A 26,198-nucleotide genomic window follows, 5' to 3' on the forward strand; every position below is an offset into this window, starting at 1 on the left:
CGCGCGGAGCGGCGCGCGACGTTGTCAGGTTGCCGCGTCCGGTCGCGGCGACGCGATGCGCAGCATGCTGACGAGCGCGGCCACCGCCGCGAATGCCGCGGCGACATAGAGCGCAATCGTCGGCCCGCGATCGGGGACGAGCCCGAAAATCAATGCGACGAGCGCGGCGCCGAGCGTCTGACCGGTCAGCCGCGCGGTGCTCAGCATGCCGCCCGCGCCACCGCTGCGCTCGCGCGGCGCCGACGACAGCATCGCGCGGTTGTTCGGCGACTGGAACAACCCGAAGCCTGCACCGCACAGCGCCATCCGCCACACGATGTCGACGGTGCCCGGGTGCGCGCCGATCGTCGCGAGCGACAGCAGCCCGGCCGCGAACAGGGCGAGCCCGATTCCGCCGAGGATGCCCGCCGAATAACGATCCGACAGCACGCCCGCGAGCGGCGCGGCGAACACGATCACGAGCGGCCAAGGCGTCATGTAGAGGCCCGTCTCGACCTGCGAGAAGCCGAGCGAGTGCTGCAGCCAGAACGGCAGTGCGACGAACGCGAGCATCTGCGACGTGAACGACGCCATTGACGTATAGATCGACAGCGCGAACATCGGGATGCGCATCAGGTCGACGGGCAGCAGCGGCGCCGGCTGCGACAGCTGGCGCTTCACGAAGAAGTAGCCGACGACGAACGCGACGGCCAGCTCGGCCGCGACGTACGCATGGCCTTCGCCGTGGCCGAGCCCGTCGACCGCCGTGATCAGCAGACCGAACACGCACGCGTTCATCAGCGCGCTCGGGAAATCGTACGGCGCATCGTGCAGCGGGTTGGACGGCAGCGCGCGCAGGCTGCCGATCACCGCGGCGATGCCGATCGGCACGTTGACCGCGAAGAGCCACGGCCACGATGCGAACGACAGGATCGCGGACGCGACCGTCGGCCCGATCGCCGACGACAGCGCCACGACCATCGCGTTGATCGACAGCCCGCGCCCGAGCATCGACGACGGGTAGATCATCCGCACGAGCGCCGCGTTGACGCTCATGATGCCGGCCGCGCCGAACCCCTGGATCACGCGCATCACGGCCAGCATCGGCAGCGAGCCGGCGAGCGCGCAGCCGAGCGACGCCGCGGTGAACAGCGCGAGCCCCGCGACGTAGATGCGGCGATAGCCGATGCGCTCGCCGAGCGAGGCGAGCGGCAGCAGCGTGATCGTGACCGCGAGCTGGTATGCGTTGACGATCCAGATCGATGCGGCGTCGGACGCGTGCAGGTCGCGTGCGATCGTCGGCAGCGCGACGTTTGCGATGGCGCCGTCGAGCACGGCGAGCGTGATGCCCAGTGCGACGCAGAGGATCGCCCAGTAGCGTTGCGGAAGCGGCAGGCCGGTATCGGCGTTCATGGCGGGAGCAGATGCGTGGTTGTCCGCGCGCCCGGCTGCCGGTTGCGTGCGCAACCATGCGGGAGGGTGGAGGCGGCGATGAGCGGCCCGGCCGGCGAGACTGCACCGGGGCGGGGCCGGCCGAGTGTATCACCGGGCCGCATGGCGCGACGCCGGCACTCAGCCTTCGAAGTCGAGGCCGCCGAGCCGCACGAGCGGGTCGGCCTGCGTGCGCGACAGGAGATCGATGTCGCGCGCGCCCTCCCATGCGCCCAGTTTTTTCGGGAGGGCAGCCAGGTAGTGCTCGAAGCGCCGCGGGCCGTCCGGTTCCATCAGCCGCTCGATTTCGTCGGTGTCCCAGGTCAGTTGGAGGTTCAGCGGATGCTCGAAGCCGCTGACATGCTCGTGCGGCGCGCTGCGGATCTGCACGCGCGTCGGGTGCCCGTGGCCGCCATACGGGACGACGTCGGTCAGCACGTGATCGGCGAAGAAGGCGGCGATCGCCTGTGCGATGCGCGGGGCGAATTCTGTATCGAAACGGCGGGCGGTTTCGGGCTGCATGAAGGCGTCTCCTGTATGCCGAAAATCCTAGCATGGCGGCGCCGCATTTCGGTGTGCGTGACAGCGGTAATCGCGCGTTACCACTTGCTGCATCTATTACGGCCGCCTGCCGCCACAATGCATCGCATCCAGTACCACTTCGCGTGGGAGCCCATCATGAAAAAAATTGCCGCAGTGTGTGTCCTCGCCGGTTCGCTTGCCGTGGCGGGTCCGGCGTCCGCGCATGGCCGCGACGGCGGCGCCGTCATCGGCGCATTGATCGGCGGCGCGGTGCTGGGCGCGATCGTGACGTCCGCGATGAATCCGCCCGTCGCGTATCAGGCGCCCGTGTACCAGGCACCGGCCTATCAGCCGCCGACGTACTACCAGGCCCCCGCGTACCAGCAGCCTGCTTATCCGACCTACCAGCAGGCACAGTACCAGGACGACGGCCCGAACTATTGCTACGACCGCTACCAGCGCGCGTATGTGTGCGGCGCGCCGGTGCGGGGCGGCTACGCGCAGCCGGCCGGATGGTAAGCGGGCGGATGCGTGACGCGTGAACGGCCGGTGCCGGGCGGCCTGCGCCGCCGACGTTCGCTTCGCCGCACCGGACGACAAAAGGCCCTCGCTTCGTGCGAGGGCCTTTGTTTTTTGCGCGGGAGTCCGTTCGTCTGAGTAACACAAGACCGGCACGACCGCCCATCGGCGGGCCGTGCGCGGATACAAACGGTTGCAATTGTGCGTCAGTGGCGATGGCCGCCGCCTCCGCCGCCATCGTTCCAGTCGCCGCGGCGTCCGCCGCCGTGCCCCCAGCCGTTACCGCGGTTGCCGCGATCGCCGTCCCAGCGATGGTAGTCGCGCCGGCCGCGATCCCAGTCGCGTCCGCCGCCACCGCCCCAGATGTTGACCGTGCCGTACACGGGGGACGGCGCGTATGCGTAGCCCGGATCGGAATAGTAGGGCTGGCCGTAGCCGTATCCGGCGTCCGGGGCGACGACGCAACCGGCCAGCAAGGTCGCGACGCCGGCGGCAGCAATGAGCTTCAGCATGATGTTCTCCGTTGGTTCCCCTATAAGTACCGCGCAAGGGGATTGCCAGCTGTTTGCAATTGTGTCGTCAAATTACGGCGCCGTAAGGTCATGCGACGAAAGTGTTAGCATCCGGAGCTCATTTGTTTTTCAGGAGTACCTCGATGAAATTCGCGATCCGGGCCGCGCTGGCCGCCTTGTGCGTGACGACTGCCGCCGCCTGCGTGGCCGCGCCTGCATCGGCGCCCGCCGTGCCGGCCGAGTCGATCAAGATGTTTCCGCAGGCAGCTGCCGGCCAGCAGCGCGTCGTGATCGCGCTGCCCGCGCTCGAGAACGAAGGCGATGCGCGCGTCGAGCTGATGATCGGCAAGACGTTGCAGACCGACTGCAACCAGCAGTGGTTCGGCGGCGAGCTGACCGCCGAGGACGTGAAGGGCTGGGGTTATACGTACTACCAGCTCACCGACGTGAAGGGCCCGGCGTCGACGCTGATGGCGTGCCCGGGCCAGGCGCCGCAGCAGCGGTTCGTGCAGGTGCGCGGCGATGGCCAGCTGCTGCGCTACAACAGCCGCCTGCCGCTCGTCGTCTATGTGCCGGACGGTTTCGAGGTGCGGTATCGCGTGTGGCATGCGTCGAAGGACGTGCAGCACGCTGAAAGGCAGTAACGCGCGGGGCGGCCGTGTGCGGAGGCGTCCTGCCGCTACGCGCCGCCCATACCGACGAGCGCTGGCCACGCGGCCAGCGCAGCCATCGCGACAGCCTCGAGATCGCGACGGCTCGCACCATCGCGCGCCTGGATCGACATCCCCTGCTGGACGGTTACGTAGTACCGCGCGATCGCGTCGAGGTTCGCGTGCGCCGAGATCTCGCCGGTCGCGACACCTTGCCTGAGGCGCTCGCGCAGGCTCTCGACCGTGCCCTCGCGCATCGCGATCAGCGTTTGCCGAACCGTATCCGAGCGCTCGGCCGGATGCAGCGCCGACAGCACGACCAGGCAGCCAGCCGGCTTCGACCGCCGCGTGAACACGCGTGCGGTATCCATCAGGTAGTTCCGCACGGCGTCGTGTGCGCTGCCGGCCTCCTCGACGCCCCCCCAGATTTCTTTTCCCTCCGTTGCGCGGTAGTGCTCGAGCGCCTGCCGGAACAATGCTTCCTTGCTGCCGAACGCCGCATACAGGCTCGGCGATGCGATGCCCATCGCGGCCGTCAGGTCGGTCATTGACGCGCCCTCGTAGCCGAGGCGCCAGAACACCTCCATCGCGCGTTCCAGCGCCGCTTCCTTGTCGAAGCTCCTCGGTCGGCCCCGTTCAGCCATTGCGTCCGTTCCTTCGTCGATATCTGTATCGATCGATAAAATAAATCAATTGACTGTGCCGCGCAACTTGCCACATTCTGTGTCGGTCGTTACATAAATGAGGAAAGGAACCGACATGAATCGACTTCAGGGCAAGCGTGCAATCATCACGGGCGGCAGCCGCGGTATCGGTGCGGCGATCGCGAAACGGCTGGCGGCCGACGGCGCGGACGTCGCGATTACCTACGAGAAATCGGCCGAGCGGGCGCAGGCCGTCGTTGCCGGCATCGAGGCGCTGGGCCGGCGCGCCACCGCGATCCAGGCCGACAGCGCCGATCCGGTGGCCGTGCGCGATGCAGTGGATCGTGCCGCGGAGGCGTTCGGCGGTCTCGACATCCTCGTCAACAACGCGGGGATTTACCGGGCCGGCGGGCTGGACGATCTCACGCTCGACGATATCGACGCGACGCTGAACGTGAACGTGCGCGCGGTGATCGTCGCGTCGCAGGCTGCGGCGCGGCATCTCGGCGAGGGCGGGCGCATCGTGTCGACCGGCAGTTGCCTCGCCACGCGCGTGCCCGATGCGGGGATGAGCCTCTATGCGGCGAGCAAGGCCGCGCTGATCGGTTGGACTCAGGGGCTCGCGCGCGATCTGGGCCCGCGTGGCATCACGGTCAATATCGTGCATCCGGGGTCGACGGATACCGACATGAATCCGGCCGACGGCGAACACGCCGGCGCGCAGCGTTCTCGGATGGCGATCCCGCAGTACGGCAAGGCCGACGACGTCGCGGCGCTCGTCGCATTCGTCGTCGGGCCGGAAGGGCGGTCGATCAACGGGACCGGGTTGACGATCGACGGTGGCGCGAACGCGTGATCGCGTGATGGCGGACGCCCGGTGTGAGTGGACCGGGCGGCGTGGCGTTCGTTATCGGCAGCCGAGCCGTTGATGCTCGGCTTCGAGATCGGCGCGCTTGTCGTAAGCGCGCAGTTCGTTGCGCGGCTTGCCGTCCGGGCCCATCCCGCGCACGACCTTCTGGCCGCGGTCGGGGGTGTGCGTCACGGCGTCGATGCCGGCGGATAGTTCACGGCACCGTGAGTCGGGGGAGGGGTTATCCGGGCGCGGTGCCGCTGCGTTCGCGATGTTGGCGATGCCGGGGCTGACATAGCGCTGCTTCGCGGGCGCGGTGACGGTGTCGGCGGCGTTCGCCGTGCCGGTAATCGCGGAAAGCGCGGCGAGTGCCGCGATCGTTCGAATCATTGCGGAAGTCCGGATGCTGAAGAAGGTTCGGAATTCTACGCAATGTCTGACGTGGGGCTGCGGCGATCGGGCAGGATGCGATCGCGTGTCGCAGGTGGTGCCGGCGGCTGAATGTTCCGCAATTTGTCTGCGATGCCTGCCAGGCGGTGCACACGCAGCAGTGCATGCGGAAAGCAAAAAGCCCGCTTGCTTTCGCAAAGCGGGCTTCGGTATTGGTTGCGGGGGTAGGATTTGAACCTACGACCTTCGGGTTATGAGCCCGACGAGCTGCCAGACTGCTCCACCCCGCGGCGCGAAGTGTACTTGGGCTGATGCCGAGAGTCAAACGATCTTTGACTTGTGTCGAATGGAAGCCGTGGTTCACCTTCACCGGGTGCGGCGATCCGGCGTGTGGGTTGGCTGATGACGCATGCCCATCTGCTTCGACGTCGTGCGTTTTTCGTCGCCGTCGTTGCGGTACTTGATCGTGGGAAAGTGGATGAAGGCTTGAGGCCTGGCTGGTCCCCGACAGAATCCATGGCTATACGACAGGGAAGGAGTAGCGGGGGGCTGTCGGCGAAAAGACCCCCAAAACAACCCCCTATCAATTGAGGCCGCGAGGGAGCAGCGGTGTCCGCCTATGAGCCAATATGGACGGTAGGTTTCAGGGTGCTGTGTTCATCTACCCACCAAACAATCCACTAAAAGGGATCGGTGCGTGTGGTTGATGTGCACGAGCGTTTACGGCAGGCTACGAGCGGACAAAAATTGCCGGCGCGAAGGTCGGGTACCGGTCGGCGGAGAGAAGACCATGCGACTTTACTACCTCACCGAGCTACAGTACGCCGAACGCATCCTGAAAGACAAGCGACTCAAACTGTCAACCGTACCGGAAGCCAACGACCCCTTCGAGCTTCTGGGTGCCAATGTAGGCGAGAGACGTGCTCGACAACTATATCGGGTTCTATACGGCCATCTGTCGAAGTCCATTGGAATGCTCTGCACAAGCCGGACGTGGGATAGCCCCGTCATGTGGGCGCACTACGGACACAAGCATCAGGGCGTATGCCTCGGATTCGACGTCACTGACGCGGAAGCCCACCAAGTCAGGTACGAGCCGCGGCGCTTGAAGGGGCTGCTCGAACAGATTGGCAACGGCAAGCTGTTGAACGACTCTCACATGCGTGCCATTTTGACGACGAAGTTTCGGGATTGGGAATACGAGCGGGAGTGGCGCTGTTTTGCCGGCCTGAGTGATCGAGATCCGGAAAACGGGTTGTATTTTTTAGATTTTGAACCTCACTTCACGCTACGCGAGGTGATCTTGGGCCATCGATGCTCTGGGAGCGTGGAGCAACTCGCCAAGCTCATCGGACGCCCTCGAAAGAGCGTCGAACTGTTTCACGCACGGCCTGCGTTCCAGTCGTTTCGGATTGTCCGTAAAAAGGACGCGCCGTCGTTATCGCTAATGCCGTAACGTTGGTTGTGCTTTGCAGGGTGGCCGTTTGGGCGTGATCGGAGCCCGTTGAAGGATGTTAGCTGACCTTTAACAACATGGTTGCGCTTTAACATCGCCTCAATCGCCGGGAATCCCTTTCCCGATAAGGGGTTGAGCCGTTTGCGCTCTTGTTAACTGCTTTTAAAAAAGTGTGAAATGGGGATTTTTTCCAGCGTGCGGGAACGGGCGGCCTAGACGAAAAACGGTCTGACGGTTTGGCGGCCGCCTCCCATAGATTGAGAATGCCCCTCAGCTACATTCGAGCGGTTGGCTTCGCGCGACATCCGGAGTGGCACGCGACTTCGATGTTGATTTCCTCAACGCGGGTTCGCAAATCCGACGAGACGGATGGTCCCGAGCTGATTGCGACTTGACGATCGATGTCACGTATCCGAGTGTGCCGGCCTTGAGATCAGGTCACCCTCACGCGGACCTTATGAGGAACCGCGCCGATCAGGTAAGGGAACCCGACTTCCGCTCCGTCGAGCTAGGCGCAGTCTGATTTTGGTATGCCGTTAATTGGCAACCGTGGTCACTAATTGTAGATCGGCATGGTGTTTCTTTGTGGTTCTTCATGGATCACCATGGATGCCGTTTGTCGACCCAATGCTGCCAACAGCACAACCAGGCCTTGGTGGTCGCATCGAGAGGACGCCGGTCATTTGCACCGTACCGCGAACAGCCATAGCGGCGCCTCGCCATCAGTGGTGGGAATTGGGGGGTGACGTTCGCTTCTTCGGCCGCCGCGTCGAACGGTTACGGCGTGGTGGTCGCGTCACCTCTGAAAGATTATTTGTTGCATTGGTGCCTTGTTTTACACCCCCTAGTCCCGGCGCGCTATTTGGCAATTTTTGCGATGTGCCGTGATGCGGCGTAGAAGCAATTTTCGCTTTTGCGTTTCGCCCTTTTAGGTTCTTGTATTTCCTTCTCTTTGATGGTGGGTATGCGTTGGTGGGCTTGGTTCTTTTTCCAATGTCCAACGCCTTCGCAACGCCCGGGTTAATCATTAAAACTCCGGACGTTTTAATTTTCGGGGATAGGTTGTTGAGCGATCTTTCGCGATAAGACCAATGGAAAAAACGATCGGAATCTTCTAGGGCGCTTTCCCTATAGCCGATGAGGTTTACGTCGTAAAAAAACTGGAGTAATGCTTCTGGGTCACGCAAATATTCCCGATTTGCGATGCTTTCACCTCCTGCCCATGATGAAAAATTTTCGAATGCGGAGGAGAATCTATCAAAATCGAAACTTGAGTTCCCATTAAAATATTGGAAAAACTTCAAATAACTCGCGAAGTCTGATTGGTGCATATAGAAGGCTGCGTAATTCCTTATTTCGCCCAATAGGTAGTCTGAATATTCGCGAGTGAAGTCCGAATCCACTCCAATGTCGGAGGGGAAGAACGTTAGGCTGCCGCCCGCTCGCTTTGAAATGGTGATTCTTTTTGCGATTCGAATAAATGTCAATACGTCTCGAGGCTTTTGAAAGGAATTTTTTAAGAGTCTCCTGAAAATGGCATCCTCTTTTGAGGAGACGAAGTACTGATCTGCTGCGGACACTGAATCGACCGAAAAAGCTTGTTGGCTGGAAAAGAATTTCCCCGCAGCTTCGTAAAGTCGAGAGGATCGCAGGGCATTTTCAGTGGTGGCCCAGTCTAGAAAAACGGAGTTATCTTGGAGTCGGGAGTTTGAGTTATAGAGATTCAATGCGTGAAATACATCGGGGCGAACAAGTAGAACGATCTTGATGCGTCCCTTTGAATCTCGAATATCTCCAAAGAAATCGTTATTTAGCTGCCAGGTCGCCTCCCCAAGTCCTTTAATGCACTCGATATAATCCTTGTAGGCAACTGACTCCGGGCGATAATCGATTCCGTCAACGAAGATCACGTGATGGTTTTTGAGCGAAATGTCTGCAATGGCAGCTTTAATCCTTCCTTCCGTCTCAAGCAAATGGTGTTTGATTTTTTCTGTCGTGTCAGTCGATTTACTTTTTCGTTCCGCGGCTCCCTTGGCCGCTTTTTCTTTACCTACTTCGGCCGAGAAATTTACCTCCCGAATCATTTCAAAAGCGACCTCAACCTCAGGGTTCAAGGCTTCTTTGTTGAATTTGTTTATTTCTTGTTCGATTGCCTTGAACTTCCCGGTAATTCCAGCCAAAAAACCTTTAGACTTTTCAACTATTGCTTGGCAAACCATATTCAAAAGCATCGGGCGCCAAATATTGGCATAGTCGCTATAGGCGAGCTTTCCGTCTCTCTTTAGCTCTATGAAACGCTTGTACTGACTTTCTGTCATTGTTGTAAGCTTGCAGCGATGAGAATTTAGCTCATTCGCTTCGAGATAGGCCGCGTATGCGGTTTTTCCAGAGCCTTTCTCTCCGATCAGAAAGTATACGGATGGTTGCAGGCAGCCAGCCAGATCGTCCGTGCGAAGAAAAATCTTATTGAAAAATTCTCGTTGTTTTCTCGTCTTGTAGTTTACTGCGTCGTTGAACGGTTCCTGCAGGTCATTTAATGACTTCCATGTTGTTGCGTTCATATCGACTTCCCCGTTTATAGTTTTCGAAGTTTTGGATGCTAAAAAATTTAGTGACGCGTCGTGGGCGGCTTGCCGCAACAAGTCGGGCGAGCTTGGCTCAATATATACATTATCACGTGACAGATATCCCAGTGGCTATGTCGACAAAACGATCCGTACATCGCGTCGAACCCGCTCAATCCTGAGCCGTTGATGTGCGTCCATTTCACATATCAAGCACAGTTCTGTTGCGTCACCAGTACACCCCAACAAGGATGAGGTGCAGTTAATCGGCGCGGCGTTGGGAGGAGGCCCCGACGTCCATGGCGGCAACGGAGGGGCCTTCTCTGTGGCGGCTGCCGTGATATCGGTTTGCGGCAATACGATGTCCCGTTTTAGTACAGGCGTTGCAATCAGCCATTGGATGATGTGAAGGGAAGTACCTTTGCACCTGCCTTCAGTTCGTCGAGGTAGTCGGCCCAGCGCTGCATCATCTTTCGACGCTCTGGCAGATACTCGGCGTGGACGTAGGCTGCGGTGACTTGGTTGCGTTCCGCATGCGCCATCTGACGCTCCACTACGTCGCGACTGTATCCCTGTTCACGCAGCGCTGTCGCTGCAAGGCCGCGGAAGCCGTGCCCAGTCATGCGCGACTTGTAGCCCATACGATACAGGGCATACAGCATCGTGTTGTTCGAGATATGACTTCGGCCTTGCACACTGTAGAAGACGAAGCGCTGCTCACCATTGATCGCGCGCAACTGTGTCAGCACGTCAATTGCCTGCCGGGAAAGCGGGACGATGTGCGGATCGCGCATCTTCATGCGATCGGCGGGCACGCGCCATTCAGCGGCATCAACATTGATCTCTGGCCACTCGGCCTGGATCATTTCTTTCGTTCGCACGAACGTAAGCGCCATGAACCGCAGGGCGAGCCGCGTGACCAGATCGCCTGAGTATTGGTCAATGTCGCGCGTGAGCTGCGGGATCTCGGTCGCCTTCACTCGCGCCATATGCTGTACGCCCGCGCTCTTTTTCAATACCGTTTCCGCGTCGATGTCGGCCGCCGGGTTTCGAGTACAGCGGCCGGTCACGATGCCGTACTGAAACACGGCACGCGAACGCTGCAGCACCCGCTTGGCCGTCTCGCGAACGCCGCGAGATTCGACAGTGCGAATGATCGCCAGCAGTTCGGGAGCATCGATGCTCGCGATAGGGCGGGCGCCGAGTCGAGGAAATACGTCGACTTCCAGGCAGTTGATGACCTTGGCTGCATACACCTCCGACCATCCACCGCGCTGAGTCTCAAACCATTCGCGCGCGACGATTTCGAACGAGCTGGCGGCGGCCAGCTGCGCAGCGCGCTTGTCGGCTTTCTTGGCTTCGCCTGGGTCAACGCCTGCGGCGAGCTTCTCACGCGCGTTATCGCGGCGAGCGCGCGCCTCGGCGAGCGAATCATCCGGATACGTGCCGAGGGCCAAGCTCTTTTCTTTGCCGTCGACGCGGTACTTGAAGACCCATCGCTTGCCACCGACCGGCGTTATCAATAGCAGCAGTCCGCCACCGTCATAAAGCTTCTGTAGTTTCTCAGTGGGCTTGGCTGTGCGGACCTTGAGGTCGGTGAGCGCCATGTGCTGGTGCCTCGGGGGTTGTTTGCTGGGGGTGTTTTGCAGAACCCCCAAAACAACCCCAACTCGGGGGTTGTTTCCACTGGGGGTTGCTGGTGGAAGTTGCAACAAAAAAACCCCGCACAGCCAAGCGTGACGGGGTTCTTGTGGTGAGGCTGGTGGAACTTTGGAGGATTCTTGGTCCCCCCGACAGGAATCGAACCTGTATCTAGCGCTTAGGAGGCGCTTGTTCTATCCATTGAACTACGGGGAGCGCCATGTCCGGGTGATCACGCGAAAAAACGCGAACCGGACGGCAGTGTGGACAGCGCGCAGAGTATAGCAAACGCGCGGCGCGTCGGCGGGGCGGAATGCACGCCGACGCGCGCGATCGCGCAATCAGCCGCGATCAGAACATCGTGGAATCAGAAATCGACGACAACAAAATCTTCCTTGCCCACGTCGCACAGCGGGCAGCGCCAGTCGGCGGGAATGTCGGCGAAACGGGTGCCGGGTGCGATGCCTTCGTCGGGCAGCCCTTCCGCTTCGTTGTAGACCCACCCGCAAATCAGGCAGACCCAGCTCTGGTATTCGGTTACTTCGCTCATGTGGCGCTCGGTGAAAATGGAAATCCGGTGATGCCGTCCGCGGCCTGGCCGGCGGACGAAAGGCGCAATGGTACCGGAATTTCGCCGAACGGCTCCGCAACGTCGTTTTAAACGTACGCATCGCGAACAACGCAACCGGAACACACATGCCGTACGTGCGGTGTATGCTTCCCGGGCTGTCCAACCATCAGGAGAATGCGATGCTGAACAAAAAGTGGATCGCGAGTGCGGTATGCGTGGCGGCGATGGCCGTGTCGACGGTCGCGCGGGCCGAGGCGCGCGTGTTTTTCGAAGCGCCGCGCGACGGCGCGACGGTGTCGAATCCGGTGCTCGTGAAGTTCGGGCTCGAAGGGATGGTGCTTCGGCCCGCCGGCGACATGACGCCGGATACCGGCCATCATCACCTGCTGATCGACGGCCGGCCGATTCCAAAGGGCGACGTGATTCCGGCAGGCGAGCGTTCGCTGCACTTCGGCAAGGCGCAGACCGAAACCGAGCTCAGGCTGCCGCCTGGCCAGCACACGCTGACACTGCAGTTCGGCGACGGCGCGCACCGCTCGTACGGCCCCGAAATGAGCTCGACGATCTCCGTGAACGTCAAGTAAGCACGCCTGTCCGCGAGGGCGGCCGGGCCGTCCTCGTGACGGAGTGAGCCCGCGCCTGCGGGCGCGGGTGCGCGCCGCACGCGCGGCACTCGATCTTCCGCAACCGGCCCGCGCGACCGGTCTCGCACCCTATCCGTCCGGCCATACCGGTGCCGGCGCCCGCGACCGGTACAATGGGCGCTTCCGATTTCTCTCTTCGCCGTCTCCCCATGTCGCTCTATTCCATTACCGGCGCGCAGCTCGCGTTCGGTCACGTCGCGTTGCTCGATCACGCGGATTTCTCGCTGGAAGCCGGCGAGCGCGTCGGCCTGATCGGCCGCAACGGCGCGGGCAAGTCGTCGCTGCTGAAGATCGTCGCCGGGCTCGCGAAGCCCGACGACGGGCTGGTCACGCGCCAGCAGGAGCTCGTGACCGTCTATGTGCCGCAGGAGCCCGAGTTCGAGCCGGGCGCGACGGTGTTCGATGCGGTCGCGTCGGGGCTCGCGCATACGCGCGAAGTGCTCGAAGAATACGATTCGATCGCGCACCGCCTCGCGGATACGCCCGAAGGCGCCGAACACGATGCGTTGCTCGCGCGGATGAACGCGCTGCAGTCGTCGCTCGACGCGCACGACGCGTGGAACTGGCGCACGCGCGTGTCGATGACGCTCGCGCAGATCGGCCTGGCGGACGTCGACGCGCGCGTCGACGCGCTGTCGGGCGGGATGCAGAAGCGGGTCGCGCTGGCGCGCGCGCTGGTGCTGCAGCCCGACGTGCTGCTGCTCGACGAACCGACCAACCACCTCGACTTCGACGGCATCCGCTGGCTGGAAGAGCTGCTCGTCGCGCAGCGCGCGGGCCTGCTGTTCATCACGCACGATCGCGCGTTCCTCGACCGCGTCGCGACGCGCATCGTCGATCTCGACCGCGGCCGGCTGTTGTCGTACCCGGGCAATTTCTCGGCGTACCAGACGCGCAAGGCGCAGCAGCTCGAAGTCGAGCGCGTGGAAAACGAGAAGTTCGACAAGCTGCTCGCGCAGGAGGAAGTGTGGATCCGCAAGGGGGTCGAAGCGCGCCGCACGCGCAGCGTCGGCCGCATCGCGCGGCTCGTGCAGATGCGCAACGAGCGCGCGGAGCGCCGCAATTCGCAGGGCAACGTGAAGCTCGACGTCGCGCAGGGCGAGAAGTCCGGCAAGATCGTCGCGGAGCTGACCGACGTGATGAAGCGCTACGGCGGCCGCACGGTCGTCGATCGTTTCTCGACGACGGTGATGCGCGGCGACAAGATCGGCTTCATCGGCCCGAACGGCGCCGGCAAGACGACGCTGCTCAAGCTGATTCTCGGCGAACTGAAGCCCGACGAAGGCACGGTGCGCACCGGCACGAACCTGCAGGTCGCGTATTTCGACCAGATGCGCGCGCAGCTCGACCAGGAAAAGAGCCTCGCGGATACCATCAGCCCCGGCAGCGAATGGGTCGAGATCGGCGGCGTGCGCAAGCACGTGATGAGCTATCTCGGCGATTTCCTGTTCGCGCCGGAGCGCGCGCGTTCGCCGGTGAAGTCGCTGTCGGGCGGTGAGCGCAACCGATTGCTGCTTGCGCGCCTGTTCGCGCGTCCGGCCAACGTGCTGGTGCTCGACGAACCGACCAACGACCTCGACATCCCGACGCTCGAACTGCTCGAGGAGCTGCTGGCCGACTACGACGGCACGGTGCTGCTCGTCAGCCACGATCGCGCGTTCCTCGACAACGTCGTGACGTCGGTGATCGCGTCCGAGGGCGACGGCAAGTGGCGCGAATATGTCGGCGGCTTCACCGACTGGCAGATCCAGAGCGCGCGCGCGGATCAGCTCGCGCAGCAGGAAGCCGCGAAGCGTGCGGTGAAGGAAGCGGCGCCCGTCAAGGACGAGCCGGCAAAAAGCGCCGCGGGCCGGAATGCGCAGCGCACGGTGAAGCTGTCGTTCAACGAGCAGCGCGAGCTCGATTCGCTGCCGGAGAAGATCGCCGCGCTCGAGGAGGAGCAGAGGACGATCAATGCCCGGCTCGAAGACGGTTCGATCTTCGCGAAGGATCCGCAGGAAGGCACGCGCCTGACCGAGCGGTTCGCGGCGATCGACGACGAATTGCTCGCGGCGCTCGAACGGTGGGAAACGCTCGAGGCGAAGCGCAAGCCGGCGTAATCCGCATGACGCGTCGCGCGGCCGGCGGCCGCCGCGCGCGATTGCGCGATTGGCGTGCCACGCGGAACCAGTAAAATACCGCGCGTCCCGGGCAGCGCAGCCAACGCCGCGCGCCCGCTTTCGGAGCAGTCCAAGCACACCGTTGTTTCGATTCGCTTTTTTACGGAACTCAACGTTTTGTCCACGACGTTATCCACACGAGGTGTGGACAACGTCCCGATGAATGACGAAATTCAGCGCCTATGTCAACGAAGAAACCCAGCGCGGCCTATAGCGAAGCATCGATCAAGGTGCTCAAGGGTCTCGAGCCGGTCAAGCAGCGCCCCGGCATGTACACCCGTACCGAGAATCCGCTGCACATCATCCAGGAAGTCATCGACAACGCGTCCGACGAGGCGCTCGGCGGCTACGGCAAGCAGATCACGGTCACGCTGCACGCCGACCAGTCGGTCTCGGTCGAGGACGACGGCCGCGGCATTCCGTTCGGCATGCACCCGGAAGAGGGTGTGCCGGTCGTCGAGATCGTATTCACGCGCCTGCACGCAGGCGGCAAGTTCGACAAGGCCGCAGGCGGCGCCTATACGTTCTCGGGCGGCCTGCACGGTGTCGGCGTGTCGGTGACGAACGCGCTCGCGACGCGCCTCGACGTCACCGTCTGGCGCGACGGCAAGATCGCGGAACTCGGCTTCGCCGAAGGCGATGTGGTGAAGCCGCTCACGACGCAGGGCGCGGGCCGCGGCGAAAAGAAATCCGGCACGCGCGTGCAGGTGTGGCCGAATCCGAAGTACTTCGATTCGCCGAACCTGCCGCTCGGCGAGCTGCAGCGCCTGCTGCGCTCGAAGGCCGTGCTGCTGCCGGGCGTCGAGGTCGTGCTCGTCAACGAAAAGAGCGGCGAGCGCCAGACTTGGAAATATGAAGACGGCCTGCGCGGCTACCTGCTCGACGAAATGAACGGCAGCGAGTTGCTGATCCCGTTGTTCGAAGGCGAGCGTTTCGCCGATTCGCGTTCGGGCGACGACACCTTCGCCGAAGGCGAGGGCGCGTCGTGGGTCGTCGCCTGGAGCGAGGAAGGTTCGCTCGTGCGCGAGTCGTACGTGAACCTGATCCCGACGCCGGCCGGCGGCACGCATGAATCCGGCCTGCGCGACGGTCTCTACCAGGCGGTGAAAAGCTTCGTCGAACTGCACAACCTGCAGCCGAAGGGCGTGAAGCTGCTCGCGGAAGACGTCTTCGCGCGCGTGTCGTTCGTGCTGTCGGCGAAGGTGCTCGATCCGCAGTTCCAGGGGCAGATCAAGGAACGCCTGAACAGCCGCGACGCGGTGAAGCTCGTGTCGTCGTTCTCGCGTCCGGCGCTGGAGCTGTGGCTGAACCAGCACGTCGAGCACGGCAAGAAGCTCGCCGAACTCGTGATCAAGCAAGCCCAGGCGCGCACGCGCGCGGGCCAGAAGGTCGAGAAGCGCAAGAGCTCGGGCGTCGCGGTGCTGCCCGGCAAGCTGACCGACTGCGAGACCGAGGACATTACGCGCAATGAGCTGTTCCTCGTCGAGGGCGACTCGGCGGGCGGTTCCGCGAAGATGGGCCGCGACAAGGAATACCAGGCGATCCTGCCGCTGCGCGGCAAGGTGCTGAATACCTGGGAAACCGAGCGCGACCGCCTGTTCGCGAACAACGAGGTGCACGACATCTCGGTGGCGATCGGCGTCGATCCGCACAGCCCCGATGAAAGCGTCGACCTGTCGAACCTGCGCTACGGCAAGATCTGCATCCTGTCGGACGCGGACGTCGACGGCTCGCACATCCAGGTGCTGCTGCTCACGCTGTTCTTCAAGCATTTCCCGCAACTGATCGAGCGCGGCCACGTGTGCGTCGCGCGGCCGCCGCTGTTCCGCGTCGATGCGCCGGCGCGCGGCAAGAAGGCGGCGCAGAAGCTCTATGCGCTCGACGAGGGCGAACTGGAAGCGATTCTCGACAAGCTCCGCAAGGATGGCGTGCGCGAGACGCAATGGAGCATCAGCCGCTTCAAGGGGCTCGGCGAAATGAGCGCCGAGCAGCTGTGGGATACCACGATGAACCCCGACACGCGCCGCCTGATGCCGGTGAAGCTCGGCGAACTCGACTACGAGGCGACCGTCGCGCGCATGACGATGCTGATGGGCAAGGGCGAGGCAGCCGCGCGGCGCGGCTGGCTCGAGGAAAAGGGCAACGACGTCGAAGCGGACATTTAAGCCGGGAATCCGCGCGGCCGGGCATGACGCCCGGCCCGGCCTCACGCCACTTACGAATACGGAATTCAGATGGACGACAACACCTCCGATCTCTTTGCCGACTCCGGCGCGCCGGAGAGCGATGCGCTGACGCTCGGCAACTACGCGGAGCAGGCGTATCTCAGCTATGCGGTCAGCGTCGTGAAGAGCCGCGCGCTGCCCGACGTGTGCGACGGCCAGAAGCCGGTGCAGCGCCGGATCCTGTTCGCGATGAACGAAATGGGCCTCGGCCCGGACGCGAAGCCGGTGAAGTCGGCGCGCGTCGTGGGCGACGTGCTCGGTAAATACCACCCGCACGGCGACCAGTCGGCGTACGACGCGCTCGTGCGTCTCGCGCAGGATTTCTCGCTGCGCTACCCGCTGATCGACGGGCAGGGCAACTTCGGCTCGCGCGACGGCGACGGCGCGGCGGCGATGCGATACACCGAAGCGCGGCTCACGCCGATCTCGAAGCTGCTGCTCGACGAGATCGACCAGGGCACGGTCGACTTCATGCCGAACTACGACGGCTCGTTCGAGGAGCCGAAGACGCTGCCGAGCCGCATGCCGTTCGTGCTGCTGAACGGCGCGTCGGGTATCGCGGTCGGCCTCGCCACCGAAATCCCGTCGCACAACCTGCGCGAGGTCGCGGCGGCGGCGGTCGCGTTGATCCGCAATCCGAAGCTCTCGCACGCGGAGCTGATGAACCTGATCCCCGGCCCGGATTTCCCGGGCGGTGGCCAGATCATCTCGAGCGACACGGAAATCGCGGCGGCCTATGAAACCGGCCGTGGCAGCCTGAAGGTGCGCGCGCGCTGGAAGATCGAGGATCTCGCGCGCGGCCAGTGGCAACTGGTCGTCACCGAGCTGCCGCCGAACACGTCGGGCCAGAAGGTGCTCGAGGAAATCGAGGAGCTGACGAACCCGAAGCTCAAGCTCGGCAAGAAGACGCTCACGCCCGAGCAGCTCAACACGAAGAAAGCGATGCTCGACCTGCTCGACGCGGTGCGCGACGAGTCGGGCAAGGAAGCGGCGGTGCGGCTCGTGTTCGAGCCGAAGTCGCGCACGATCGACCAGACGGAATTCGTGAACACGCTGCTCGCGTACACGAGCCTCGAGTCGAACGCGACGCTGAACCTCGTGATGATCGGCGCCGATGGCCGGCCGGGCCAGAAGGGCCTGCTGACGATCCTCGACGAATGGGTGAAGTTCCGCCAGCTGACGATGACGCGCCGTTGCCGCCATCGTCTCGCGAAGGTCGACGACCGCATCCACATCCTCGAAGGGCGGATGATCGTCTTCCTGAACATCGACGAGGTGATCCGCATCATCCGCGAGTCGGACGAGCCGAAGGCCGCGCTGATGAGCGCGTTCGGCCTCAGCGAACGGCAGGCGGAAGACATTCTCGAAATCCGGCTGCGCCAGCTCGCGCGGCTCGAGAAGATCAAGATCGAGAAGGAACTCGAAGCGCTGCGCGACGAGAAGGCGAAGCTCGAGGAGCTGCTCGCGAACGAAAACGCGATGAAGCGGCTGATGATCAAGGAGATCGAGGCCGACGCGAAGCAGTACGGCGACGATCGCCGCACGCTGATCCAGCAGGAAAAGCGCGCGACGTTCGAGGCGAAGGTGGTCGACGAACCGGTGACGGTGGTCGTGTCGCAGAAGGGCTGGGTGCGCGCGCTGAAGGGCCACGGGCTCGACCCGGCCGGCTTCACGTTCAAGGCCGGCGACCATCTGTACGCGGCGTTCCAGTGCCGCACGCCGGACCGCCTGATCGCGTGGGGCAGCAGCGGCCGCGTGTACTCGGTCGACGTGTCGGTGCTGCCGGGCGGGCGCGGTGACGGCGTGCCGGTCACGTCGCTGATCGAGCTCGAATCGGGCTCGCACCTGATGCACTACTACGCGGCGCCGGCCGACCAGCAACTGCTGCTCGCGTCGAGCAACGGTTTCGGCTTCCTCGCGAAGGTCGGCGACATGGTGAGCCGCGTGAAGGCCGGCAAGTCGTTCATGACCATCGATGCGGGCGCGGTGCCGCTCGCGCCGATGCCGGTGCTGCCGAACGCGACGCAGGTCGCGTGCCTGTCGAGCGGCGGCCGCCTGCTGGTGTTCGGGATGGACGAGATGAAGACGCTGTCCGGCGGCGGTCGCGGCGTGATCCTGATGGCGCTCGACGACAAGGAAACGCTCGTTCAGGCGCTCGCGATCGATCCGGCCGGCGTCGTGCTGATCGGTACCGGCCGCGGCGGCAAGGCGCAGGACGAGACGCTGTCGTATGCGGGGCTGGCGCCGCACGTCGGCAAGCGCGCACGCAAGGGCCGCGCACCGGAGACGAAGCTCAAGGTCGTCAACGAGTTGCGTCCGCTGCTCGGCTGACGCGACGCGCGATCGATCGGCCGGTTCGGCCGCGATCGAAGGCCGCACCTCCGCTTCGGCGGGCGTGCGGCCTGTTCTTTTTGAGCGGGGGATTCGGGTAAGCAAGCGTGGCGCTGTCACGCGGAACTTGCAAAATAGTGTGAAATCGCGCCTGGGGTCTGAACCGGGCGGCGACAATCCGGTCGAACGTCGCTCGATGCCGCGTGCGACGCGGCCGTTCGCCGTACCCCACTCCTCACAGGATTGCCGTCATGTCCCATGCTGTCTCCGTCGCGCTGTTTCTTCATCTGCTGGCCGTCGCCGTGTGGGTGGGCGGGATGGTCTTCGCCAACTTCTGCCTGCGTCCGGCGCTGTCCGACCTGTCGCCGCAGCTTCGGTTGCCGCTGATCGAAGGCGTGTTCGGCCGCTTCTTCAACTGGGTGTCGGGTGCCGTGATCGTGATCCTGCTGTCCGGCGGCTTCCTGCTCGTGGAATTCGGCGGCGCGCACGCAACGTGGTCGCTGCATGCAATGGCCGGGCTCGGCGTCGTGATGATGCTGATCTTCGGGCATATCCGGTTCGCACTGTTCCCGCGCATCCGTCGTGCGGTGCAGGCGCAGAAGTGGCCGGACGGCGCGCGCGCGGTGAATACGGTGCGCCTGCTCGTCCTCGTGAACCTCGTGCTCGGCGTCGTGACGATCGGCGCGGCGGTGTTGTCGCGCGGCTTCTGACCTGCCGGTGCCGGCCGGCGCGCGGCCGCCGGCGCATCGGCCTGCGTCGCTACGCGGCCAGCATCGCATCGAGCAACCATGAGCCGACCGGGCCGAGCGGCCGGTTGCGCGACCAGACCGCATCGACCCGCACGCGGCGCGGCCAGCCGCGCGCACGCAGTTCGCACAGGCGATCGCGCGCGAAGTGGTCGACCATCCAGCGCGGCAGTTCGGCCCAGCCGAACCCCTGCACGGCCATCTCCAGCAGCATCAGGTAGCTCGGTGCCAGCCAGTGGTGCGTGCCGACGACGATCCGGTCGCCGGTGCCGCGGCCTTCCGTTTTCACATAGGTATTGAGGCGCAGTTCGCGCACGTCGCGCAGGGCGGCGTGCGGCACGTCGGCGTCGCCGTATTCGGCGAGCGCGTGCATGCGGCCGACGAACAGCCCGATCTCCGATTCCTCCGCGATCGTCGCCGCGCCGATGTCGGCCGGGTAGGCCGCGCGCGCGGCCATCAGCCCGAGCTGCGCGCGTCCCTGCTGGATCAGGTCGAGCACGTCGTCGTGCTCGGCGATCTGGCATTCGAACTCGAGCGCCGGAAAGCGCCGCTCGAGCGCCGTCAACGTTTCCTCGTAGCGCTTCGACTGGTACGTATCGGACACGACGAGCGTCAGCCGCGCTTCCTCGCCGCGCGCGAGCCGCGCGGCCGTGCGGTCGATTGCCGCGCCGGCCTCGAGTGCGCGCTGCACCTGCGGCAGCAGTGCGCGCCCGGCGTCGGTCAGCGTCGGCGCGCGCGTCGAGCGGTCGAACAACTGCACGCCGAGATCGATCTCGAGGTTCGCGATCGCCTCCGACACGGTCGACTGGCGCTTGCCGAGCTTGCGCGCGGCGGCCGTGAACGAGCCGAGCAGCGCGGCTTCGGCGAATGCGAGCAGGGCTTCGGGGGCGTGGCGCATGCGGCGCTCCTGATGGCGTTATATCGGTAAAACCGATGATATCAAACTGGATTCATACGGTTGTGCCGATCAAAATGGCGGCCATCAACGAAGCGGACGAATCGGAGGGAATCATGAAACAGGTCAACAAAACGGTGACGGAACGGTTGCTGCATGCACTGACGTTCGAGCTGGTCGCGATCGCGCTGTGCGCGCCGCTCGGCGCGTGGCTGCTCGACATGCCGGTGTCGCACGTCGGTGTGCTGACGGTGATGGTGTCGCTGATCGCGATGGCGTGGAACATGGCGTTCAATACGCTGTTCGACCGCGTCGAGCGACGCGCGGGGCTGTCGCGCACGCTCGGCATGCGGATCGCGCATGCTGCCTTGTTCGAGCTCGGCCTCGTCGTGCTGGTGGTGCCGGTTGCCGCGTGGTGGCTGAACGTGAGCCTCGTCGAGGCGCTGCTGCTCGACCTCGGTATCGTGCTGTTCTTCCTGCCCTACACGTTCGGCTTCAACCTTGCGTACGACGCGCTGCGCGCCCGCTGGATGGCACGCCGGGTCGCGGTGCAGGCGGGTTGAGGACGGGCGAATGCCGGTCAAGGCCGACGGGGCGGCCGCTGCCGCACGTCAGCGCGCGGCGGCCCACAGCCACACGCCGCACGCAACCGCGACCGTGCCGTACACGGCATAGACGGGCACCTTGAAGCGCGCGAAGCAAAGTATCGCGAAGGCGCCTGTCAGCCAGTAAACGGGGTCGGCCGGTTCGCGGTGCAGGATCCTCACGACCGCGACGACGAGAAAACCGGTGGTCGCCGCGCGCAGCAGGCGCATCCCGTGCTCGAAACGCGAATGGCGCTTGAGCCGGGACAGATGGTTCTGCGCAAACACGACGAGGCAGCCCGACGGAATGAACAGCGCGGCCGTCGCGAGCAGCGCGCCCACCCAGCCGTCGGTCAGGTAGCCGAGAAACGGCACGACGTTCAGCAGCGGCCCGGGCGCGACGGGCGACAGCGCGAACGCAAGCGTGAAGTCGTGATCGGAGATGCCCGTTGCCGGCGTGACGAACAGCGTCTTGAGCACGGGCAGCGCGGAAAAGCCGCCGCCGAACAGCGTCATGCCGGCGCCGGCGAGGCGCGGCCACAGCAGCGTCGCCTGGTAATCGCCGGGCAGCGGCACCGCGAACAGCGTGACGAGCACGCCGAGCAGCACGAGCAGGTTGCGGTCGCGGGCCGACAGCGTGAAATCGACCGCGTCGCGCTGCGGCGGCCCGGTCAGCCAGCCCGCCGCGAACGCGGCGAAAAGAATCCCGACGAAAGCGGCTGGATTATGCGCGAAAGCAAGCAGAATCGTCGACAGCGCGGCGATCAGCTGTTCGCGCCGTGTGCGCGCGAGCGAGCGCAGCTGCTTGACCCAGGTGACGCCGATCAGCGCGGCGAGCACCATCCCGAAGTGATTGATCAGCATCGGCGCCACCAGCGAGCGCACGAACGGCGTGCGATAGAAGATCGCGAACAGCGTCATCAGGATGGAGAAGGGCAGCACGCTCGCGATGCCGGCAACCCATGCGCCGACGCGGCCGTGCAGTATCTGGCCGACCTGTATCGCCACGTTGCAGCCGACGGGGCCCGGCACGAGCCAGGCCAGCGCGACGAGATCGCCGAATACGTGAGGCTCGATGCGCCGCAGCCGCTCCACGTAGTGGCGTTCGAGCTGCGCCATCATGGAAAGCCCGCCCCACGAGACCGCCGAAATGCTGGCAACGACCTTGAACAGGTCCCACAGGGAAGCCTGTGCCTGTTCGACATCAGCGGTCGCTTCGATTTCGACGGTTGTCATCTTGGTGGTATGGGCTCGGGGCCCGATCTCTCGCGTATGGCCATGCCGGCGGCCCGCCGACACGTTGCCCCTCCCGATTGTCCGCCGCGTATCGTGACACGGCCATGAGCGAAAACGCTAGTTCATGAACTAAACAATTGGATCGGAAAACGAAACGATGACGGTGCACGCAACGCCCGCCACGGCTACGGTGCGCTTACGCGCCCGTGCTGCCCGTCGCGCGGTGTGCGATCACGTTCGGTGAATCGCTGCGCACGCCGAAGCGTGCGATCAGCGCGGGAATCGCGTCGGCCGGCACCGGCCGCGAGAACAGGAAACCCTGCGCCTCGATTTCGCCGAGTGCGGACAGCCACGTGATCTGCTCCTCGGTTTCCGTGCCCTCGACGACGACGGTCAGCCCGAGCGAGCGCGCGAGATGCACGATCGACGACACCATCACGCACACGCTGCGATCGTTCGGGATCGCCTGCACGAACGAGCGGTCGACCTTCAGCGTGTCGACGGAGAAGCGGTGCAGGTACGACAGCGACGAATAGCCGGTGCCGAAATCGTCGAGTGCGATCCGGATGCCGAGTTTCTTCAGTGCGACGATCTTCTCGGACACGAGCTCCGGATATTCCATCATCGCGGTTTCGGTGATCTCGATTTCGAGCCGGTTCGCGTCGATGCCGGTTTCCTGCAGCGTGCTCGAGATCGTCTCGATCAGGTCGCCGCGCCAGAACTGCACCGGCGAGATGTTGACCGCGAGCGTCAGCGTATCGTGGCCCTCGTCGCGCCAGCGCGCGATCTGCTCGCACGCGGTGCGGATCACGAAGTCGCCGATCGGCACGATCAGGCCGGTCGATTCGGCAATCGAAATGAATTCGTTCGCGGAGATGATCCCGTGCTCGGGGTGATCCCAGCGCGCGAGCGCCTCGAAGCCGGTGATGTGGCGGTGCGTGAGGTCGATCTTCGGCTGGTACGCGAGGAACAGCTGCCCCTCGGCGAGCGCGACGCGGAGTTGCTGTTCCCAGCGCATCAGGTGGTCGGCGCGGTGCGACAGGTGCGGCGCGTAGAACTGGTAGCAGTTCTTGCCGGCGTCCTTCGCGCTGTACATCGCGAGATCGGCCTTCTTCAGCAGGTCGATCTCGCTTTCGTTCGCGACCGTGTGCAGCGCGATGCCGATGCTCGCGTGCAGCACGAACGAGCTGCCGCGCACGTCGAACGGTTCGCTGAACATCCGGATGATCGCTTCCGCGAGCCGCACCGCGCGCCGCTCGACGTCGTCGCCCTTCATCACGACGACGAACTCGTCGCCGCCGATCCGCGCGAGCGAGCCTTCGTCGCCGACCGCATCGGCCAGGCGCGACGCGGTCATCTGCAGCACGATGTCGCCGGCGTTGTGGCCGAGCGTGTCGTTGACGGTCTTGAAGTTGTCGAGATCGATGAACAGCAGCCCGAGCCGCGACAGGCTCGTCGGCATCGACACGTCGTTGCGCAGCCCGCGCAGCGTCGCATAGCGGTTCGCGAGGCCGGTGAGCAGGTCGTATTCGGCGAGCTGCGTCATTTCCCGCTCGCGGCCGAGCAGCTTGCCGATCAGCCCCGTCGCGACGCCGAAGAACGCGAGCATCGCGAGCGTGATGAAGCTCGTCATCAGCAGGTAGACGTTGCGCGTGTGGTAGTAGTCCGCGTACTCCTCGGTCTGCGACAGCCCGACCATCACCGCGAGCGGGTAGCCGTCGAGGTGGCGGTACGACACGATGCGCGTCACGCCGTCGATCGGGTCGATGATCGTGCCCGTCACGCGCTCGGCGATCGGGTAGACGCCCGACGCCGAAAACGCGCCCGGCGCATTGCTGACCGAGCCCGTGCGCCGCGCGAGCACGCCGCCCGTATCGGACACGACCGCGATCACGCCTTCCTTGCCGATCGCCGCGTTGTTGTAGAAGTCGTTCGTGAAGTAGCTCGGGTCTTCCGACACGACGACGATGCCCGCGAAGCTGCCGTCCGGGTTGTTCAGGCGGCGTGTCATCTGCAGCGTCCAGTGGCTCGACACGCGGCCGAGCACGGGCTTGCTGATGAAGAGACGGTCGTCGTTGTGCGCGAGGTGGACCTTGAAGTGCTCGCGGTCGGACAGGTTGATCGGCTGCGGATGCAGCTCGGCCGTGTTCGCGAACAGGATGCCCTTCGCGTTGACGAGCGATACCTGGATCAGCGTGTCGCTCGGCACGACGCCTTTCTCGACGGCGCTCGCGAGGTTGAAGCGCGCGGGGGACTTCTCGAATTCGAACTTGACGAAGCGGGTGATCTGGTCGACCTGGTGGATCGCCTTGACCGTATGCTGCTCGAGCGCGGAGGACAGGATCGCCGCGGAAGCCGCCGCTTCCTTGTATGCGCTGTCCTTTTCCACCGAGAGACGCGCGATGATCACGGCCCACAGCAGCGCAAGCGCCAGCATCCCGAGCAGCGGGATCGCAAACAGCGCACGCCGGCGCGATTTGCGCGGCGCGCGAAGCGGCCGGGTCGGCGGCGTGTGGTTGGGCCGGGCGGAGCTCATCGAAGAGGGTGGCGTCCTGCGCGCGTGCGCCATCCGTCAGGATGGCTGGCTATGGTTCGGGTTGTCCCGACGTCTGTTCGTTCGCGGGACACGCAACCATGGACAGACCTCCGAAACAACGGATTAGGCCCGATATTACTGGCTGGAACGTTTTTGCGATAGTTGGGCGAAGCGTAGGGGGCGCCGGACGGGCCGGCGCCATCGCACATCGCGAAATGTCACACGGGTGACAGGAAGGTGCCGTCGACGACCGTGACGACATCGCCGCCGATCCAGGTGGTGCCGTCTTCGGCATAGCTGACGAAGATGCGGCCGTCGCGGCCGATCGCCGTACCCTGGCGGGCCGTATACGACGGGCCGGGGCGGCGCTCCTGCCGTGTCAGCAGCCCGGCCAGCGCGGCGTTTGCGCTGCCGGTGACGGGGTCCTCGCCGAAGCCGAAGTTGCCGCCCGTCATCAGGCAGCGGATTTCGAACGTCGCGGGGCCGCCTTCGGCGTGCGGGGCGTAGACGGCGAGGCCGTCCATGCCGTAACGGTGCGTGAGCGCCTCCAGCGCGGCCGGATCGGGCGACAGGCCGATGCACGCATCGGCCGACTTCAGCCGCACGACCAGCCACGGCGCGCCGTTGTCGACCGCGCACGGCTCGGCTTCCAGGTCGATCGCGTCGCTGCGCAGCGCGGCCGCCAGCGCCGCGTAGTCCGAACGGTCGAGCGGCGTGACGCGGGCCGGCGGCGCGGCGAACGCCCAGCCGTCGGCCTGCTCGCGCAGCGCAACCAGGCCGACCCCGCATTGCTGGATCAGCCGGCCCGGCGTACGCGGCCGCGCGCCGCTTTCGAGGAACGCATGCGCGGTGCCGAGCGTCGGGTGGCCGGCGAACGGCAGTTCACCGGCCGTCGTGAAGATCCGGACGCGGTAGTCGGCTTCCGGATCGGTCGGCGTGCAGACGAACGTGGTTTCCGACAGGTTCGTCCAGCGAGCGATCTCGAGCATGGCGTCGTCGCCGAGCGAATCGGCGTCGAACACCACGGCGAGCGCGTTGCCCTTGAACGGCACCGACGTGAACACGTCGACCTGCTTGAAGCGGACGAGACGGCCGGGCACTGTGTTGCGCCCG

Annotated in this window: 22 protein-coding genes and 2 tRNA genes; 10 read left to right on the forward strand and 14 right to left on the reverse strand. The window is 64.3% G+C overall.

Going from position 1 to position 26,198, the window contains the following annotated elements; all coding sequences use genetic code 11:
- Positions 1–24 precede the first annotated feature (24 nt).
- Both L810_RS11395 and L810_RS11400 read right to left on the reverse strand, forming a co-directional pair.
- Positions 25–1,392: an MFS transporter gene (locus L810_RS11395; protein ID WP_034195743.1), complete on the reverse strand. Its 1,368-nt coding sequence runs from the start codon at positions 1,390–1,392 to the stop codon at positions 25–27.
- A gap of 159 nt (positions 1,393–1,551) precedes the next feature.
- Positions 1,552–1,932, reverse strand: a complete 381-nt coding sequence (locus L810_RS11400; RefSeq protein WP_021158521.1) for a DUF5594 family protein — start codon at positions 1,930–1,932, stop codon at positions 1,552–1,554.
- A 117-nt stretch (positions 1,933–2,049) separates the two neighbouring features.
- Between L810_RS11400 and L810_RS11405 the strand changes: the two genes are divergently transcribed.
- Positions 2,050–2,451: a hypothetical protein gene (locus L810_RS11405; protein ID WP_021158522.1), complete on the forward strand. Its 402-nt coding sequence runs from the start codon at positions 2,050–2,052 to the stop codon at positions 2,449–2,451.
- 206 nt (positions 2,452–2,657) lie between these two features.
- On the opposite strand, the gene L810_RS11410 is transcribed toward L810_RS11405, so the two are convergent.
- Positions 2,658–2,963, reverse strand: coding sequence for a hypothetical protein (locus tag L810_RS11410; RefSeq protein ID WP_021158523.1), 306 nt, complete (start codon positions 2,961–2,963; stop codon positions 2,658–2,660).
- Positions 2,964–3,106: 143 nt separating this feature from the next.
- Between L810_RS11410 and eco the strand changes: the two genes are divergently transcribed.
- Positions 3,107–3,607, forward strand: a complete 501-nt coding sequence (eco, locus tag L810_RS11415; protein ID WP_021158524.1) for a serine protease inhibitor ecotin — start codon at positions 3,107–3,109, stop codon at positions 3,605–3,607.
- Positions 3,608–3,642: 35 nt separating this feature from the next.
- Here eco and L810_RS11420 read toward each other — a convergent pair whose 3' ends face one another.
- Complete coding sequence (locus tag L810_RS11420) at positions 3,643–4,257, reverse strand: TetR/AcrR family transcriptional regulator (RefSeq protein ID WP_021158525.1); 615 nt, start codon at positions 4,255–4,257, stop codon at positions 3,643–3,645.
- A gap of 115 nt (positions 4,258–4,372) precedes the next feature.
- On the opposite strand from L810_RS11420, the gene L810_RS11425 reads away from it, so the two are divergent.
- On the forward strand, positions 4,373–5,113 hold the full coding sequence (locus L810_RS11425; protein ID WP_021158526.1) for an SDR family NAD(P)-dependent oxidoreductase: 741 nt from the start codon (positions 4,373–4,375) through the stop codon (positions 5,111–5,113).
- Between the two features lie 51 nt (positions 5,114–5,164).
- On the opposite strand, the gene L810_RS11430 is transcribed toward L810_RS11425, so the two are convergent.
- Together L810_RS11430 and L810_RS11435 are read right to left on the reverse strand one after the other, a co-directional pair.
- The gene (locus L810_RS11430; RefSeq protein WP_021158527.1) at positions 5,165–5,497 is read right to left on the reverse strand and encodes a hypothetical protein; all 333 of its coding nucleotides are present in this window, start codon (positions 5,495–5,497) and stop codon (positions 5,165–5,167) included.
- Positions 5,498–5,710: 213 nt separating this feature from the next.
- Positions 5,711–5,787: transfer RNA gene (locus L810_RS11435), tRNA-Met, on the reverse strand.
- 500 nt (positions 5,788–6,287) lie between these two features.
- On the opposite strand from L810_RS11435, the gene L810_RS11440 reads away from it, so the two are divergent.
- Complete coding sequence (locus tag L810_RS11440; protein ID WP_042974117.1) at positions 6,288–6,953, forward strand: DUF2971 domain-containing protein; 666 nt, start codon at positions 6,288–6,290, stop codon at positions 6,951–6,953.
- A gap of 722 nt (positions 6,954–7,675) precedes the next feature.
- Here L810_RS11440 and L810_RS48385 read toward each other — a convergent pair.
- The 4 genes from L810_RS48385 to L810_RS11455 form a co-directional block, all read right to left on the reverse strand.
- A complete protein-coding gene (locus L810_RS48385; RefSeq protein WP_021158528.1) occupies positions 7,676–9,514 on the reverse strand; it encodes a P-loop ATPase, Sll1717 family in 1,839 nt (612 codons plus the stop codon).
- A 392-nt stretch (positions 9,515–9,906) separates the two neighbouring features.
- Positions 9,907–11,124, reverse strand: a complete 1,218-nt coding sequence (locus tag L810_RS11445; protein WP_021158529.1) for a tyrosine-type recombinase/integrase — start codon at positions 11,122–11,124, stop codon at positions 9,907–9,909.
- A gap of 175 nt (positions 11,125–11,299) precedes the next feature.
- A tRNA-Arg gene (locus tag L810_RS11450) sits at positions 11,300–11,374 on the reverse strand.
- 151 nt (positions 11,375–11,525) lie between these two features.
- Complete coding sequence (locus L810_RS11455) at positions 11,526–11,708, reverse strand: rubredoxin (protein ID WP_006398668.1); 183 nt, start codon at positions 11,706–11,708, stop codon at positions 11,526–11,528.
- Between the two features lie 200 nt (positions 11,709–11,908).
- On the opposite strand from L810_RS11455, the gene L810_RS11460 reads away from it, so the two are divergent.
- From L810_RS11460 to L810_RS11480, 5 genes are all read left to right on the forward strand, one after another.
- Positions 11,909–12,313: a DUF4399 domain-containing protein gene (locus L810_RS11460; protein WP_021158530.1), complete on the forward strand. Its 405-nt coding sequence runs from the start codon at positions 11,909–11,911 to the stop codon at positions 12,311–12,313.
- A 209-nt stretch (positions 12,314–12,522) separates the two neighbouring features.
- A complete protein-coding gene (locus tag L810_RS11465; protein ID WP_021158531.1) occupies positions 12,523–14,472 on the forward strand; it encodes an ATP-binding cassette domain-containing protein in 1,950 nt (649 codons plus the stop codon).
- A 242-nt stretch (positions 14,473–14,714) separates the two neighbouring features.
- On the forward strand, positions 14,715–16,697 hold the full coding sequence (gene parE / locus L810_RS11470) for a DNA topoisomerase IV subunit B (protein WP_021158532.1): 1,983 nt from the start codon (positions 14,715–14,717) through the stop codon (positions 16,695–16,697).
- 69 nt (positions 16,698–16,766) lie between these two features.
- Positions 16,767–19,088 (forward strand): DNA topoisomerase IV subunit A, encoded by a 2,322-nt coding sequence (gene parC, locus L810_RS11475; protein WP_021158533.1) that lies wholly within the window; start codon positions 16,767–16,769, stop codon positions 19,086–19,088.
- A 251-nt stretch (positions 19,089–19,339) separates the two neighbouring features.
- Entirely contained in the window at positions 19,340–19,798 is a 459-nt protein-coding gene (locus L810_RS11480) for a CopD family protein (protein WP_021158534.1), read from the forward strand.
- Between the two features lie 49 nt (positions 19,799–19,847).
- Here the strand turns inward: L810_RS11480 and L810_RS11485 are convergent, their stop codons facing one another.
- Entirely contained in the window at positions 19,848–20,732 is an 885-nt protein-coding gene (locus L810_RS11485; protein WP_021158535.1) for a LysR family transcriptional regulator, read from the reverse strand.
- A 113-nt stretch (positions 20,733–20,845) separates the two neighbouring features.
- Between L810_RS11485 and L810_RS11490 the strand changes: the two genes are divergently transcribed.
- Positions 20,846–21,292 carry a multidrug/biocide efflux PACE transporter gene (locus L810_RS11490; protein ID WP_042974119.1) on the forward strand — a complete coding sequence of 149 codons (447 nt, stop codon included), beginning with the start codon at positions 20,846–20,848 and terminating at the stop codon, positions 21,290–21,292.
- Between the two features lie 48 nt (positions 21,293–21,340).
- On the opposite strand, the gene L810_RS11495 is transcribed toward L810_RS11490, so the two are convergent.
- The 3 genes from L810_RS11495 to L810_RS11505 form a co-directional block, all read right to left on the reverse strand.
- Positions 21,341–22,549 (reverse strand): chromate transporter, encoded by a 1,209-nt coding sequence (locus tag L810_RS11495; RefSeq protein WP_021158537.1) that lies wholly within the window; start codon positions 22,547–22,549, stop codon positions 21,341–21,343.
- A 196-nt stretch (positions 22,550–22,745) separates the two neighbouring features.
- Positions 22,746–25,085 (reverse strand): bifunctional diguanylate cyclase/phosphodiesterase, encoded by a 2,340-nt coding sequence (locus L810_RS11500; protein ID WP_021158538.1) that lies wholly within the window; start codon positions 25,083–25,085, stop codon positions 22,746–22,748.
- Between the two features lie 218 nt (positions 25,086–25,303).
- A complete protein-coding gene (locus L810_RS11505; protein ID WP_021158540.1) occupies positions 25,304–26,185 on the reverse strand; it encodes a PhzF family phenazine biosynthesis protein in 882 nt (293 codons plus the stop codon).
- Between the last annotated feature and the right edge of the window lie 13 nt (positions 26,186–26,198).

The organism is Burkholderia sp. AU4i (assembly GCF_000466765.1).
Lineage (GTDB): Bacteria > Pseudomonadota > Gammaproteobacteria > Burkholderiales > Burkholderiaceae > Burkholderia > Burkholderia cepacia.